The following is a 14,401-nucleotide window of genomic DNA, read 5'->3' as shown; positions in this document are numbered from 1 at the left end:
ATGCCCTCCCGCACGGAGCATCTTGCGCCGTCCGGTTCCTGCCGTCAAGTCCGTAGCGGCGGGTTTTCCACACTCACCGCGAAAACCCAGTTACCCGGCGGATCCACCCGCTCCCCCATCCCGCCCGGGCGCGTATCCACTTCATATCGCCGATGTTGCGGTTTCCAGGCCATCGGATAGCGCCATGTCGGCGATACGGAGTCGATCACACCCGCACGGAGCCGGCGGAGCGGACGTCAGCCGAGGAGGCCGGCGTCGCGGGCGGCGCGCAGCGAGGGCTTGATGTGGTGGGTCGGGCCGACCTGGCCGGCTACCGCGTCGATGGTCTTCAGTCCCTCGCCGGTGTTGAACACGACGGTCTCCGCCGTCGGATCGAGCCGACCGGACTCGACCAGCTTGCGCAGCACCGCCACGGTGACCCCGCCAGCGGTCTCGGCGAAGACGCCGGTGGTGCGGGCCAGATCGCGGATGCCGGCGCGGATCTCGTCGTCGTCGGCGTACTCCATCCAGCCGCCGGTGCGGCGGACCGCTTCCAGGGCGTAGAGGCCGGCGGCCGGGTCGCCGATGTTGAGTGACTTGGCGATGCCGGTGGGCTTGACCGGGGTGATCGTGTCGGTGTCGGCGTGCAGGGCGGTGGCGATCGGGTTGCAACCTGCCGACTGGGCACCGAAGACCTTCCAGCCGCCGGCCGGCGCCTCGACCAGGCCGATCTCGACCAGCTCGGAGAACGCCTTGTCAATCTTGGTGAGCAGCTCACCGCTGGCCATCGGGATGACCACCTGTGCGGGGATCCGCCAGCCGAGCTGCTCGGCCACCTCGTAGCCGAGCGTCTTGGAGCCCTCCGCGTAGTACGGCCGGACGTTGACGTTGACGAACGCGGTGTCCTCGAATTCGTCGGTCTCCACCAGCTCGCCGCAGAGTCGGTTCACGTCGTCGTACGAGCCGTCGATGGCGACCAGCTCACCGCCATAGACGGCCGTGGTGATCACCTTGCCCTGTTCCAGGTCGCTGGGGATGAAGACCACTGAGGGCACCCCGGCGCGGGCGGCGTGTGCGGCCACCGAGTTGGCCAGGTTGCCGGTCGACGCGCAGGCGAACCGGGCGAAGCCGAGCGCCTTCGCGGCGGTGAGCGCCACCGAGACGACCCGGTCCTTGAACGAGTGGGTGGGGTTGGCGCTGTCGTCCTTGACCCAGAGCGGCGCGGTGATGCCCAGCTCGGCGGCGAGGTGCGGGGCCGCCACCAGCGGGGTGAGCCCCGGGTTGAGGGTGACCCGGGTGGCCGGGTCCTGGCCGGCCGGCAGCAGCGCGGCGTACCGCCAGATGTTGTTCGGGCCGGCCTCGATCTGCTCCCGGGTGACGGCGGCCAGTGCGGCGGCGTCGTAGTCGACCTCCAGCGGGCCGAAACACTCGTAACAGGCGTGCTGGGCGGCCAGCGGATAGCGGGCCGAGCAGGCACGGCAGACCAGGGCGCGAGCGGGGCTGGAGGAGGTGTCGATGCCGGAGGCGGCGAGCGTCGACGTCATGTCGAGAGTCCTCTCATCTTTCCCCGCATCGCACGGTGCGGCGGGGACGGAATTGGCACCTGCCCCGCGGGTCGCTCAGCGGTGAGCGCGCGGGGTGGTTGCCGGGGCGTCGTCGGGCCGTATCCCTCAGCCCCTCTGGATGAGGTATTCAGTTGTGCCGTCGAGTCTAGGCACCGTGGGCGGCGACCTCCACCGCAGATCCCAGTGCGTGGGTCAGCGGATGCTCACCGCCGCCGGGTCGATCACCGCGATCGGGTCCGTGACCGCCGTCGTCCGGGGCAGCGGCGAAGGCCGAGGCCGGGTCCGCATGGCGAGGTTCGCGGCGACCAGGGCGGCGATGGTGATCGCGGCGCCGACCAGCTCGACCGGCTCCGGCCGGTAGCCCCGGGTGATCTGCACCACGAAGGTGGTCACCGGGACCAGGTTCATGAACAGGGCGGCATTGGCGGAACCGAGCCGCTGCACGCCGGTGTTCCAGGCCAGCACCGCGATCACGGCGCCACCGATCGTGGCGTACGCCACCTGTGGGGCGACCGCCACGACGTCGCCGACGGCCGGCGCGTGCTGCCGCCCGACGGCGTCGGCGACGATGCTCGCGGCCAGCATGGCGGCCGTGCCGGCGAGCGCGGTCAGAGTGGTGAAGCGCAACGGCGACCACTCGCCGAAGCGGCTGGCGCCGTGGGTGTAAATGCCCCAGCCGACCACCGCGCCGATCATCATCACGCCGCCGAGGCCGAACTGGCCGAGTCCGGCCAGACTTCCGCGGGTGATCACCAGGCCGACGCCGAGGAGCGCCACCAGCGAGAGGGCCAGTAGGAGGGGCTTCGGGCGTACGCCGTCGCGGGCCCAGCGGACCAGTTGGGTGATCACCGGGGTGGTGGCCACGAAGAGGGCGATCTGCTGCGGGGCGGCATGTGCGAGCGCCAGGCTGGTGAGCAGGTTGAAGCCGGCGAAGCCGACCACCCCGAGCACCACCACTTCGACCCCCCGGCCGCCGAGCTGTAGCGCGGCCGAGCCTTCGCGGAGCAGCAGGATGGCGACCAGGATGAGGACGGCCAGCAGGTAACGGATGGTGGTCAGGTTGAGCGGATCGACCCGGGTCAGCGCACTGGCCAGGATCGGGAACATCACGCCCCAGCCGAGCACGGCGAGCAGCGGATAGGCGGCGGCACGGGATCGCAAGGCCAGCTCCAATGTTCGAGTATTGTCGAACCAACGGACCGACCATAGGGTCTTGTTCGACGATCGTCGAACAACGGTTACACTGGTCACATGGAGCTGCACGAACCCGACCTGAAAGACATACCGGTCACTACCGTGCTGGCCGCACTCGCCGACGACGTGCGGCTACAGATCGTCCGGGCGCTCGCCCAGGGCGGTGAGTCCGCCTGCAGCACCTTCGAGTTCGGAGTCTCCAAGGCGACCCGCAGTCACCACCTCAAGGTGCTGCGCGAGGCCGGCCTGACCCGTACCCGGGCCGCCGGCACCAGCCGCCTGGTGCGGCTCCGCCGCGACGAGCTGGACAAGCTCTACCCCGGCCTCCTAGACGCGGTACTCAGCACGCCCTGAGCGGACGCGCCGCCGGAACCGCCTCGTCGAGGCTCCGGCGACGCGCGGTGCGCGTGCGGTCAGACGGATACCGGGCTGGGCTCGGCCACCGAAGCCGATGGAGCGCCGGCACGACGCCGGGCGAGCAGCGTGTCGAGCGCCCAGTTACCCGGACCGAGCACCGCGACCAGCAGGAACGACCAGCAGAAGAGCGCTGCCAGCTCACCCCCGTTGCGCAGCGGCAGCAGGCCGTCCGGCTGGTGCACCACGAAATAGGCGTACGCCATCGAGCCCGACGCGAGAAGCGCGGCGGGCCGGGTGAAGAGCCCGGCCAGCACGAGCACGCCGCAGATCAGTTGGATCAGCGCGGCCCACCAGCCCGGCCAGGCGCCGAAGGGTATTGCCGTGCCGGTCATCGGGTTGCCGCCGAACAACCCGAAGATCGAGGACAGTCCGTGCAACGTGAACAGCAGGCCGGTCACGATGCGGAACAGGGACAGGGTCGGCCCGCCGAGCCGAGAGACGTTCATGGGCACCTCCATTGAAGAGAATGAATCTGCTCAATGATGAGGTATTGAAGTCGATGAGTTTAATGTTTCCTTGTTGCTGGGATAGTCCATGATCGGGACCATGCAGGGGGTGGGTGGCACCAACCCGGCCTGAGCGCCGCACCGGTCACCGACGCGCCGGACGCTCGACCTGTCCACGCAGCCTGTAGAGCTGCCCCAGATGTGGGGCGAGCTACGGCTCCGACCACTCGGCGGTGCCCGACGGAAGCGGCGACAGGCCCACCTCCCGGCGATGTCGCAGCCGATTCAGCCCCAAAGGCGCACGAGGAGGCCCGTCAGGTCGGCGGCGAGAGACACCCGCGGCGGGGGCAGTTGAGCCGGTCCATACATGGGGCAGCTCTACACGCCCCGACCGACGGATGGCAGGTCGACACACGGGGGCACGGCGACGGCCGTGTTCCAGTAGGCCAGTTGGTTGTCCGGCTCAGGCATGGGCGAGGATCGGTGCATGATCTTCCACGGCACCGCAGCATGGCGAGGGATCAGCGCGACGGTCGCGACGGCTCTCATGCTCGGCGCCTGCACTGCCGCCGACCATCGGGGCCAGGCCGGGGACGGCCCGAGCCGCCCGCCGACCGCGCCCACCACGGAGGCAAGCCCATCGGGGAGCGCCGAGTGCCCGGCCTCCGGCGTCCAGATCCGGTCGACGGGCGGGGACGCCGCGATGGGCCTGCGCGCCCTCGGCCTGGAGTTGGTCAACTGCGGCGACAGCCCCTACCAGCTCAACGGGTACCCGGTGCTGCACGTGTTCGACGAGCAGCGCGAGCCGATCATGCTGCGCGTGGTCAATGGCGCCAAGGAGATCACCTCGGGCTTCGACCAGCCGCCCCGGAAGGTCACCCTCGCCCCCCAGGAGCGGGCCACCGCCGTGGTGCTCTGGCGCAACCTGGTCACCGATTCGACCGTGGTGGCCACCAACGGGGAGTACCTGACGGTCGCCCCCGCTGCTGGGCAGCCGGCCGAAGAGGTCGACCCCGACGGGCCGGTCGACCTGGGCAACACCGGCCGGATCGGCGTCAGCGCCTGGAAGAAGGCCGACCCGTCCACGCCGGCACCGACGCGACCGGCCCCGCCGCCGGCGCCGAGCGCGGTGCCATCGTCGGTGAGCCCACCCGACAGCCGGCTATGACGTGATGTCCTTGCGGGTGAAGCGCCAGAACGCCAAGCCCCAGAACAGCGTCGCGTAGCTGATCGCCGAGATGCAGCCGCGTACCACGTCGTCGGTCTGCACCGGGGTGGAGAGCAACCCCAGCCAGGCGGTGCTGAAGTGGGTGGGCAGGAAGTCGCGCACCGCCCCCAGGGCGGTGATCTGGTCCAGGATGCTGGACAGGATCCAGAGCAGCACCGCGCCGCCGACCGCGCCCAACGCGGCGTCCGTGATCACCGACAGCAGGAACGCCAGCCCGGCCACCACCAGCAGTACGACGGCCAGGTAGCCGAGCACGGCCAGCAACCGGAGCAGCCCCTCGGTGGGTTCCAACTCGGCGGCGACCGTGCTGCGCAGCGGTGACCACCCGTAGCGCAGGGTGCCGGCCAACAGCGCGGTGCCGGCCAGCAGAAGCAGAGCCAGTCCCGAGTACGCGAGCGCGACCACCAGCTTCACCGTCAACAACCGGGCCCGGGGCACCGGGATCGCGAGCAGGTAACGCAGGCTGCCCCAGCTCGCCTCGCTGGCCACCGTGTCGCCGCAGAACAGCGCGACGACCACCACCAGCAGGAACGACGCCGAGACGAAGATCGAGAACAGGGTGAAGTTGAGCCCGCCCGAGGTGGCCAGGTCGACCAGGCTGGAGAACTCGTTGCGACCGTTGTCGTCGTCGCCGCCCGAATCGAACTGGAACGCGATCAGGATGATCAGCGGCAGCAGCACCATGAAGCCGAGCGCCAGCTGGGTCCTCCGCCGGGACGCCTGCCGACGGAACTCCGCCGCGAACGGCATGGTCGCCGACGGCCGGTAGCCCCGGGCCGCACCGGCCGGGTCGGTGACGCCCAGCGGCGTGTCGACGGAAGAGCCAGCCATCACCGGTCACCGCTTCCCCGAGAGTTCTCGCCCACCAGGGCGAGGAACGCGTCCTCCAGGCGCCGTCGGGGCACCACCCGGTCCACCCCGATGCCGGCACGCACCAGCTCGGCGACCACCTCGCTGCGGGCCGTGCCGTTGGTGTCGACCACCAGCTGGCCGTCGCTCTCCGGCAACACGCGGACCCCGTGCAGTTGCTCCAGCACCGCCCGCGCCGCCACCGGGTCGGTGACGTCGAAGAGCACACTCGGCGACTCGCCCACGATCTCCTCCACCGGCCCGGACGCCACGATCCGGCCCTTGTTCACCACCACCGCATGCGTGCACGTCTGCTCCACCTCGGCCAGCAGGTGGCTGGAGACCAGCACCGCCCGGCCGTCCGTGGCGTACCGCTGAAGCACCCGGCGCATCTCGGCGATCTGCGGCGGGTCGAGCCCGTCGGTCGGCTCGTCCAGCACCAGCAGCTCGGGGAGGCCGAGCATGGCCTGGGCGATCGCCAGCCGCTGACGCATCCCGTGGCTGTAGTTCTTGATTTTCCGGTGTACGGAGTCGCCCAGCCCGGCGATCTCCAGCGCCTCGTCGAAGTGCGCGTCCTCCGCCGGCCGCCCGGTGGCCTGCCAGTACGCCTTCAGGTTGTCCAACCCGGACAGGTACGGCAGGAAACCGGGCCCCTCCACCAGCGCGCCGATCCGGGACAGCACCGGCGAGCCGGGCACCAGCCGGCGACCGAAGACGTAGATCTCCCCGGCGGTCGGCTGGGTCAGGCCCATCAGCACCCGCAGTGTGGTGGTCTTACCGGCGCCGTTCGGCCCGAGCAGACCCACCACCTGACCCGGGTGCACCTCGAAGTCGACGTTCGACACCGCGACGAAGCCGTCCGCGTACTCCTTGCGTAGTGAGCGCACGGCCAGCGGGGTGTCCGCGTACTCCGGATGCACCGACCGGTCCTGGCGGCGGTGCCGGCGGCGGACCACGGCCACGACCACGACGAGGCCGATCGCGATGGCGGCGAGCAGACCGGCGAGCACCCAGCGCCAGATCGTCGCCGCGGTCGGGATCGGCTCGCCGCTGACCGTGGGCAGAGTGACCGCGCCGTCCGCCGCCACCGTGTAGACGGTCGGTTCGGCAGGCGTGGTGTACGCCTGGTCGGAGCTGGCCACCACCAGGCGCAGCCGGTGGCCGGCCTCCACCCGGCGGACGATCCCGGGCAGCGTCACGGTGACCGGGCGGGCGTCCTGCACCCGCTGCGGCAGGCCGGTGAGGCGAACCGGGGCGACCAGTCCGCTCGGCAGGGTGGCCGCGCCGTCCTTGTCGACGTCGTAGAGCTTGACGAAGAGCACCGCCTCACCGGTCGGCGACGCGGCGCGCAGGGTGACGGTAGGCGCACCGGCGACGTCCACCGCCTCGGTCAGCGGCGCCGACTCGAACCGGGCGTGTTGGCCGGGCACGTCGCCAGCCACGCCGTCCAGCAGCGAGGCGAGCCCGCCGGCGAACGGGATCGAGGAGATGGCGGCCGGGTTGCCGTTCGGCGGGTTCGCGATCGACTGGGCCGGGCCGGCGACCGCTACCTCCCGGCGGGCGTCGCCGGTCAGGCCCGGGTAGTCGGCGCGGCGGAAGCCGGTGGCGACGAGACCCCGGTCGAGCGCGTCGAAGCCGGCGATCCGCGACCAGGTGAAGTCGTCGCCGGGCGCGTCGCCCGCACCCTTGACGTAGTGGTCGAGCCACTGGACGGTCAGGAACTTCACCCGGTCCGAGTCTGAACGGGGGCCGGCACCGCCGTCGTGCCCGCCGGTGAACCAGGCGACCTTCACCGGGGTGCCGGCGGCGGCGATGCCCTTCGCGTTGGCGTCGGCCTCACCGAGGGGGAAGAGCGTGTCCGCCTCGCCCTGCACCAGCAGGGTGGGTGCCGTGATCTTGTTCAGCACGCCTGCCGGGCTGGAGCGACGCAGCAGGTCCACGGCGGCCTGATCGGCCTGCCCGGTGGTGGCGATCCGCAGGTACGCGGCGCACACGTCGGCGGCGAAGCGACCGCAGGACGGGTCGGCCGCACCGGCCGGGGCGCCACCGGGACCGGTGCCCGGGCCCGCCCCCGGCTCCGGGCTGGGCGGGCCGGCCGACGCCGGTGCGCCCTCCGGCTGGGCGGCGGTCCCACCGGAGAGCCCGGCCGGGCCGGAACCCACGTTGCCGCCGCCACCGAAGAAGAGGCCAGCCCAGCCCTTCTTGAACACACCCTCGGTCGGCGCTCCGCCGGTGCTCTCGGGGAGGAAGGCCCGGGACAGGTCATTCCAGGTGATCATGGGGACGATCGCGTCCACCCGGGGGTCCTGGGCTGCCAGCAGCAGGGCCAGCCCACCGCCGTACGAGCCACCGACCACACCGACCTTCGGGTCACCGGCGGCGTCGGTGCGCACCTCGGGCCGGGCGGCCAGCCAGTCCAGCAGCCGCTCGGCGTCGCGCACCTCGTAGTCCGGGCTGTCCAGGTGGATCTCGCCGCCGCTGCGGCCGAAGCCCCGCGCGGTCCAGGTCAGCACCGCGTAGCCGCGCCCGGCGAACTCCTCCGCGTCGGAGCGCACCGACTCCTTCGTGCCGCCGAACCCGTGTGCCAACAGCACTGCCGGCACCTTCCGGCCGGACGAGGCGTCGTCCGGCAGGTAGAAGGTCGTGTCCAGGTCCACCGGCTGGTCGCCGGACGGTCCGGAGCGGACGGTGAGCATCGCGTTCTCAGTGCGTACGCCCGGTCCCTGTGGCCACACCGCCCAGGTCACGGCTGCGGCCAACAGCACGACGACCGCCGCTGCGGCGGTCGCGCGGCGGCGGGTGGGCAGGGCACGCCGGAACCACGCGGCCGGCGACGGCGATGTCATGCGGCACACGGTACGGCCCACAGCCTGAGCGTTGGCTGAGATCCGCCGTACGTCCGTCCGGTTGCCCCGATCGGTGACGGGTGGGGTTCGAGCGCGCATCGTCTGGCGCGGCCCAGTGAGTTGAGTTCGGATTCCGTGAATTCCGATCTTCGTCGGATATCCACCTCGATCCCTCCATGTCACACCCACGGATGAAACAGAGCGTGCCGGAAACAAGGACGAATGGTGACATCGCGCGAAGTGACGCGAACCTGACTCATCGACCAAGGCCTGACCCGTGGGGGTTTCGATTAGTTTTCCGGTCCGGTGCACGGGACTTGTCGGCTTACCCGACACCGCGCCGATCCGCGCCCCACGCCGGAGGAGAAACACACATGACAGTCCCCGCGCCGCGGGCCCGTCGACGGCCGTCCACCCTGGGCCGACTGCTGCCCCTGCTGCTCGTCGGGGCACTACTGGCACCGGTGGGTCTGCTCTTCACGTCCACCTGGCGGCAAACCACCCACGACCGGGACCTGGCCGCCCGGGAACGGCTCGGCGTGCAGTACCTGAGCGCTCTGGCCCCGGTCACCGATGCCCTCGTGGAGGCCCAGGCCGCCGCGGTCAACGGCCGCCCCGCCTCATCCGAGGCGCTGAACCGGGCGATCGAGGACGCCGCCGCGGTGGACGCGCGAATCGGTGTCGAACTGCTCAGCCAGGAACGCTGGGCCGGAGTACGAGCCAAGCTGGAGGCGCTGGGCGACCGCAGCCCCGCCGACCCGGAGTCCGCCTTCACGGCCTACAGCGAGGTCACCGACCTGCTGCTGGACCTGCACCGCAAGGTTCGAGAAAGCTCCGGGCTGGTACGCGACCCCGCAGCCGACTCCTTCTTCCTTCAGGACAGCGCCGGCCAGGAGTTGCCCGAGGCGGTGGTGGCCGCCAGCCGGCTGGCCGATCTGGCCACGCTGGTCTCCCGCCGGCCGGCTGCCGAGCAACCCCGTGGCCTGATCGAGCTGACTGCCCTGCGGGTGAGCGCCCTGGCACCCGCCAACGACCTCGTCGACAACCTGCGCTCCGCCGTGGACGGCTCGGAGAGCACCGATCTCGGCGCCAACGTGCTCACCCCGCTGGACAACTACCAACGCTCGGTGGAGGCCCTGGCCGCGTACTCCGCCCCGGCCAACGGCACGGGGGTGGTGGACCCGGGCAAGTTGGGCGCCGCCGGGATCAACACGCACCGCGCAGCCCGCCAACTTCAGCCGGTCATCCTCGCGGAGCTGGACGCCCTGCTGGTCGAGCGCGTCGACGAGCTCGGCCGGGACCGCTGGCTGACCATCGGCGCGGGGATGATCGCCGGGCTGCTGCTGAGCTGGCTCGCCGCGCTGCTGATCACCGCCGGACGCCGGGCCCGGCACCGGGCCGCCATGGCCGCGACCCACGCGGAGAGCCCCGACACCCCGTCGCAGGGCGACCCCTGGCAACCGGCGGCGGGCGACCCGCGAGGGCTGCAACCGGCCGGCGCGGTCGGCGACCTGGAGGCCACACGGTGGGGGGCATTCGATGCTGCTCGGTAGGCTCCGCATCCGCGGAAAGCTCGCGCTGCTCGTGGTGATCCCACTGCTCAGCATGGTCGGTCTGGCCGTGCCCGTGGTGCTTGACCGGGTGGCCGCCGCACAGCGGGCCGGCGACACCGCCGACCGGGTACGGCTCGCCAGCCTGGTCGGCAGCCTGGTCCAGGACCTCCAGCAGGAACGCATCCTCTCGGTCGGCTACCTGCTCGGCAGGGTCGACCGTAGCGAGCTGGTCCGCAAGTCCGCCGATGTCGACGATCGGGTGGCCGACCTGCGGGCCGGGGGGAGCGACGCGCTGACCGACCGGGTCGACCGCGCCCTGAACGGGGTGTCCAGCCTCATCGACCTGCGGACGGCCGTGCTGGCCCGGGTGGCGAACCCGGGCCAGGTGATGGACGCTTTCGGCCCGGTCAACATGGGGTTGATCGAGTCGTTGCAGCTGGTGTTCGGTGTGGACACCGACACGTTGCCGGGCCGTCAGGTGCTCGCCCTCGACGGGCTGCTCCGCGCCGACGAGGGCCTGGGCGCCTGCGCCACCCTGAGCGTGCTGGTCAAGGCGATCGGCAGCCCGGACACCACCGCCGGGTACGTGGCGTGCATCGCGGCCCTCCAGGTGGACAGTAGGCGCTTCCGTAGCCTGATCACGCCCGAGCAGCTCAAGGTGGCCCAGCTCAACGACGCGGCCGTGGCCGCGCGTACCAGCGCCGACTTCCTGGTCACCAGCGCCAGGGACCCGGCCAGCGCGGTCCGCGAGGTGCCGCTGGACGCGCTCTTCCCGGCCGTCCGCACGATGATCCGACTCGGTCAGTTCGTGGAGAAGAAGCTGGTCGCCGACGTGCTCACCGAGGTGACCGCCGAGCAGCGGCGCGCGCTGACCGCCGCGTACCTGGTCGGTGCCGCGGCGGCGCTGATCCTGGCGCTGGTGGTGCTGCTCAGCGCGGCGGTCGCGCGGACGGTGGCCCGGCCGCTGACCCGCCTCACCCGCTCGGCCGACCGGGTCGCCCGCGTCGCGGAGGCGGAGCTGGTCCGGGTCACCGACGACGAGGCGGAGAGCCATCAACCGGTCCGACTGGAGCCGGTGGACATCCGGGCCAACGACGAGATCGGCGACCTGGCCCGAGCCTTCGACCGGGTGCAGAGCACCGCGGCGCGGCTGGTCGAACGGCAGGTCGCCGGGCGACGCAACGTGGCACAGATGTTCGGCCACGTCGGGCGGCGCACCCAGAACCTGGTGGGCCGGCAGATCGCGCTGATCGACCGGCTGGAGCAGCAGGAGGCCGACCCGGGCCGGCTGGAGCACCTGTACCGGCTCGACCACATCTCCAGCCGGTTGCGGCGCAACGCCGGCAGCCTGGTGGTGCTCTCCGGCTCGGCTGGGGCCGACCCGCACACCGCGCCGGTACCGCTGGCCGACGTGGTCCGGTTGGCGCTCGGCGAGATCGAGGACTACACCCGGGTGGAGGTGCGGGTGCCGGCGGGCATCTCGGCCGCGCCAGCGGTGGTCGGCGACCTCATCCTTGCGCTGGCCGAGCTGATGGAGAACGCCACCGTCTTCTCCCCGCCCCACACCCGGGTGCTGGTGGCCGCCGAGGCGTCCGGCCTCGGCGCGCGGATCACCGTGGTGGACCACGGCATCGGGATGGGCGAGCAACGACTGACCGAGGAGAACGCCCGGTTCGCCCGCCGGGAGCGGCTCGACCTGACACCGACCGAGGTGCTCGGTCTCTTCGTGGTGGGCCGGTTGGCCCGCCGTCACGGCTGGGAGGTGGGCCTGGCCGCCACCGCCGGCGGTGGGGTGACCGCCCACCTGGAGATCCCATCGGCGTCACTGGTGCTGCGCCGCGCCGACCCGGCCGGAGCCGCCGTGGCCCGTGCCACGGTGCCGGAACGAGACCGGCGTACGACGGCACTCAACCCCGACCATGGCGCGCGGGCCCTCACGGCGGCCGTCGCCGCGCCCGCCCGCTTCGACTCGGACCTGCTCAGCCGGGCCACCCGCAGCCTGGGGGCCGGGCCGTCCTGGAACGCGTTCGGTGGCGGCCAGCCGGAGCAGGCCGTTCCCACACCACCGGACCCGGAACCGTCGGGCACGCCAGCCACGCCGGGCAAGCCGGCCATGCCGCGGGTCCGACAGCGGGTGCCCGGGGCCAGCCTGCACGCCACCGCCGCACCGACCCGGCCGGTGGACGCCACCGGCGCGGACCCGGCCGCTGCCCGCGCGCTGGTTGAGGCGTTCCAGGCCGGCGTACGGCGGGCCGAACTTCAGGTCGCACCGGGCCGCGATGGCAGGTCGATGGGGACGGCCACCGACCCGGCGGCCGATGTCGGGTCGGCCGTGGTGGACCCGAGCGTGACCGCCGACCTGCCGCCCACGCCGCGGGGCACCGGCCCCGCGGTGGCCGGTGCCGGCGACCCGGCCGAGGTCGCACCGAGTGAGCCCCGGCTGAGCCGACGGGTACCGGGGGCGAACCTCACCGTCGTACCGGCCTGCCAGCCGCTCAGTACACACCTCGGTGACCCGGCCGAGGTCCGCAATCTCATCAACGAGTTCGAGGCGGGCGTCGCCCGCGCTCTCCGCGAAGTCAGCCCAGACCGCCGGAACGAAGAAGGATCATCACGGTGACCAGCCCCTTCCTGCACGACAACGTCGAACACCAGAGCCAGTCCGGCGCAAGCGGGGACCTCAGCCCGGAGGCCCGCACGTTCAACTGGCTGCTGGACTCCTTCACCTCCAGCACCGCCGGGGTCCTGGAAGCGATCGCGGTCTCGTCGGACGGCCTGCTGATGGCCATGTCGGCGATCAAGGACCGGTCCAACGCGGAGCGGTTGGCCGCCGTGGTCTCGGGGATGACCAGCCTCGCTGGTGGGGCGGCCAGTTGGTACGCGCTCGGCGGCCTGAACCGGGTGATCGTCGACATGGCCGACGGCTACCTGCTGATCAGCGCGATCAGCAGCGGTTCCGTGCTCGGGGTGGTCGCCGACCGGTCGGCCAACCTGGGCACCGTCGCGTACGAGATGACGCTCTTCGCCGGGCGGGCCGGTGGCGCCCTGACCCCGCGGCTGATCGTCGAGTTGAAGAACGCCGTCCAGCAGTGACCCCCGACGTCGCCGGCGAGGATCCGGACCCGGAACCCACGGTCCGGATCCGCCCGTACCTGCGCACGCCACCCCCGACCGGGGACGGCACGGCGGCACCGGGGCTGCCCGAGCCCGAACCGGACGGTGCTCGGCCGGCCGGTCCCCGTCCGTTCGTGCTCACCTCCGGTCGGGTGGCGGGTGCCGACCCGGCGATCGGGCTGGAGACACAGGTGACGTCCCGCGCGGAGAGCGGCTGGTGGAGCGGCCCGCCCGGCGCCCTGCTGGCACCGGAATTCCAGGCGATCATCGCGCTCTGCGCCGAGCCGATCTCGGTGGCCGAGATCTCGGCCCGGACCCGGCTGCAATTCGGCGTGACCCGGGTCCTGGTCGGTGACCTACGGGCCGCCGGACACCTGGACGTGCACGTGACCGACACCGACGACGCCTTCAACCCCGACCTCATCCTGCGAGTGATTGATGGACTTCGTGCGATCTCCTGAAGGGCCGGTCGCCCCGCTCGGCGGGGTCGCCGGCAACAGCGCCGCCGCCCGTTACGGCATGTCGTTCGGCACCGGGCCCATAGTGGGGCGTGCCAGCCCGCCGCCGAGCGCGCCGCCGCCGTACCGGCCCTCGTCCGGTACGGGTTCGACGCCGGCACCGGCCCGTAAGCCGGCAGCACCGCCGATCCCGGTCAAGATCCTGGTTGCCGGTGGGTTCGGGGTGGGCAAGACCACCACCGTGGGTGCGATCTCCGAGATCGCGCCCCTCACCACCGAGGCCGAGATGACCACCGCCGGGATCGGCGTGGACGACCCGGGCGCCCGGTCCACCAAGACCACCACCACGGTGGCGATGGACTTCGGCTGCGTGACCATCGACCGGAGCCTGAAGCTCTACCTGTTCGGCACGCCGGGGCAGGCCCGGTTCGGCTTCATGTGGGAGGACCTCGCCCGGGGAGCGCTCGGCGCGCTGGTGGTGGTCGACAGCGCCCGGCTCGACGACTGCTTCCCGGCGATCGATTTCTTCGAGCGGGCCGGGCTGCCGTTCGTGGTCGGGGTCAACGCCTTCGACGGGCGGTTGGCCCTGGAGCTCGGCGAGATCCGCTGGGCACTGGCCATCGGTGACCATGTCCCTCTGGTGCAGTTCGACGCACGGGACCGGCTCTCGGTGCGGGATGCCCTGCTGGTCGTCCTGGACCGTGCGTTGGACCGTGCTACCCGGGACAGGAGGGCCTGAGCCGACCGGCTCC

General features: G+C 72.0%; 12 protein-coding genes and 1 riboswitch. Of the genes, 7 read left to right on the top strand and 5 right to left on the bottom strand.

What is annotated here, in order from left to right; genetic code table 11:
* Window positions 1-236: 236 nt before the first annotated feature.
* Window positions 237-1,523, bottom strand: a complete 1,287-nt coding sequence (thrC, locus tag ABZT18_RS12805) for a threonine synthase (RefSeq protein WP_355251360.1) — start codon at window positions 1,521-1,523, stop codon at window positions 237-239.
* Window positions 1,524-1,533: 10 nt separating this feature from the next.
* A riboswitch (SAM riboswitch) is annotated at window positions 1,534-1,669 on the bottom strand.
* Window positions 1,670-1,736: 67 nt separating this feature from the next.
* On the bottom strand, window positions 1,737-2,717 hold the full coding sequence (locus tag ABZT18_RS12800; RefSeq protein ID WP_355251357.1) for a DMT family transporter: 981 nt from the start codon (window positions 2,715-2,717) through the stop codon (window positions 1,737-1,739).
* Window positions 2,718-2,795: 78 nt separating this feature from the next.
* Between ABZT18_RS12800 and ABZT18_RS12795 the strand changes: the two genes are divergently transcribed.
* Window positions 2,796-3,092, top strand: a complete 297-nt coding sequence (locus ABZT18_RS12795; protein ID WP_354994481.1) for a metalloregulator ArsR/SmtB family transcription factor — start codon at window positions 2,796-2,798, stop codon at window positions 3,090-3,092.
* Window positions 3,093-3,151: 59 nt separating this feature from the next.
* On the opposite strand, the gene ABZT18_RS12790 is transcribed toward ABZT18_RS12795, so the two are convergent.
* Complete coding sequence (locus tag ABZT18_RS12790) at window positions 3,152-3,601, bottom strand: DoxX family protein (RefSeq protein WP_354994482.1); 450 nt, start codon at window positions 3,599-3,601, stop codon at window positions 3,152-3,154.
* 487 nt (window positions 3,602-4,088) lie between these two features.
* On the opposite strand from ABZT18_RS12790, the gene ABZT18_RS12785 reads away from it, so the two are divergent.
* Entirely contained in the window at window positions 4,089-4,769 is a 681-nt protein-coding gene (locus tag ABZT18_RS12785) for a DUF4232 domain-containing protein (RefSeq protein WP_354994483.1), read from the top strand.
* Here ABZT18_RS12785 and ABZT18_RS12780 read toward each other — a convergent pair.
* Window positions 4,764-5,660 (bottom strand): ABC transporter permease subunit, encoded by an 897-nt coding sequence (locus ABZT18_RS12780; RefSeq protein ID WP_354994484.1) that lies wholly within the window; start codon window positions 5,658-5,660, stop codon window positions 4,764-4,766. The two genes, ABZT18_RS12785 and ABZT18_RS12780, sit on opposite strands and share 6 nt — an antisense overlap.
* A complete protein-coding gene (locus ABZT18_RS12775) occupies window positions 5,660-8,524 on the bottom strand; it encodes an alpha/beta fold hydrolase (protein ID WP_355251354.1) in 2,865 nt (954 codons plus the stop codon). Before ABZT18_RS12775 ends, ABZT18_RS12780 begins: the two co-directional genes overlap by 1 nt.
* A 374-nt stretch (window positions 8,525-8,898) precedes the next feature.
* Here ABZT18_RS12775 and ABZT18_RS12770 point away from each other — a divergent pair, with 374 nt between their 5' ends.
* Genes ABZT18_RS12770 through ABZT18_RS12750 form a run of 5 tightly spaced genes read left to right on the top strand, consistent with a single transcriptional unit; the run spans window position 8,899 to window position 14,388 of the window.
* Window positions 8,899-10,077 (top strand): hypothetical protein, encoded by a 1,179-nt coding sequence (locus tag ABZT18_RS12770; RefSeq protein ID WP_355251351.1) that lies wholly within the window; start codon window positions 8,899-8,901, stop codon window positions 10,075-10,077.
* Window positions 10,064-12,697 (top strand): nitrate- and nitrite sensing domain-containing protein, encoded by a 2,634-nt coding sequence (locus ABZT18_RS12765; protein WP_355251348.1) that lies wholly within the window; start codon window positions 10,064-10,066, stop codon window positions 12,695-12,697. The genes ABZT18_RS12770 and ABZT18_RS12765 overlap by 14 nt, the downstream gene beginning before the upstream one ends.
* Window positions 12,694-13,170 (top strand): roadblock/LC7 domain-containing protein, encoded by a 477-nt coding sequence (locus ABZT18_RS12760; protein ID WP_354994488.1) that lies wholly within the window; start codon window positions 12,694-12,696, stop codon window positions 13,168-13,170. Before ABZT18_RS12765 ends, ABZT18_RS12760 begins: the two co-directional genes overlap by 4 nt.
* Window positions 13,167-13,652: a DUF742 domain-containing protein gene (locus ABZT18_RS12755; RefSeq protein ID WP_354994489.1), complete on the top strand. Its 486-nt coding sequence runs from the start codon at window positions 13,167-13,169 to the stop codon at window positions 13,650-13,652. Before ABZT18_RS12760 ends, ABZT18_RS12755 begins: the two co-directional genes overlap by 4 nt.
* Window positions 13,630-14,388 (top strand): ATP/GTP-binding protein, encoded by a 759-nt coding sequence (locus tag ABZT18_RS12750; protein ID WP_354994490.1) that lies wholly within the window; start codon window positions 13,630-13,632, stop codon window positions 14,386-14,388. Before ABZT18_RS12755 ends, ABZT18_RS12750 begins: the two co-directional genes overlap by 23 nt.
* Window positions 14,389-14,401: the final 13 nt, after the last annotated feature.

This window comes from Micromonospora sp. NPDC005291, from assembly GCF_040607415.1.
Taxonomy (GTDB): Bacteria; Actinomycetota; Actinomycetes; order Mycobacteriales; family Micromonosporaceae; genus Micromonospora.
This window is presented reverse-complemented; position numbering and strand designations above follow the sequence as displayed.

Bases quoted from the DNA above. Each gene is read 5' to 3' on its own strand.
- ABZT18_RS12790 (WP_354994482.1), bottom strand. From the start codon at position 3,601: ATGAACGTCTCTCGGCTCGGCGGGCCGACCCTGTCCCTGTTCCGCATC.
- ABZT18_RS12775 (WP_355251354.1), bottom strand. From the start codon at position 8,524: ATGACATCGCCGTCGCCGGCCGCGTGGTTCCGGCGTGCCCTGCCCACC.
- ABZT18_RS12765 (WP_355251348.1), top strand. From the start codon at position 10,064: ATGCTGCTCGGTAGGCTCCGCATCCGCGGAAAGCTCGCGCTGCTCGTG.
- ABZT18_RS12780 (WP_354994484.1), bottom strand. From the start codon at position 5,660: ATGGCTGGCTCTTCCGTCGACACGCCGCTGGGCGTCACCGACCCGGCC.
- ABZT18_RS12785 (WP_354994483.1), top strand. From the start codon at position 4,089: ATGATCTTCCACGGCACCGCAGCATGGCGAGGGATCAGCGCGACGGTC.
- ABZT18_RS12770 (WP_355251351.1), top strand. From the start codon at position 8,899: ATGACAGTCCCCGCGCCGCGGGCCCGTCGACGGCCGTCCACCCTGGGC.
- ABZT18_RS12750 (WP_354994490.1), top strand. From the start codon at position 13,630: ATGGACTTCGTGCGATCTCCTGAAGGGCCGGTCGCCCCGCTCGGCGGG.
- thrC (WP_355251360.1), bottom strand. From the start codon at position 1,523: ATGACGTCGACGCTCGCCGCCTCCGGCATCGACACCTCCTCCAGCCCC.
- ABZT18_RS12795 (WP_354994481.1), top strand. From the start codon at position 2,796: ATGGAGCTGCACGAACCCGACCTGAAAGACATACCGGTCACTACCGTG.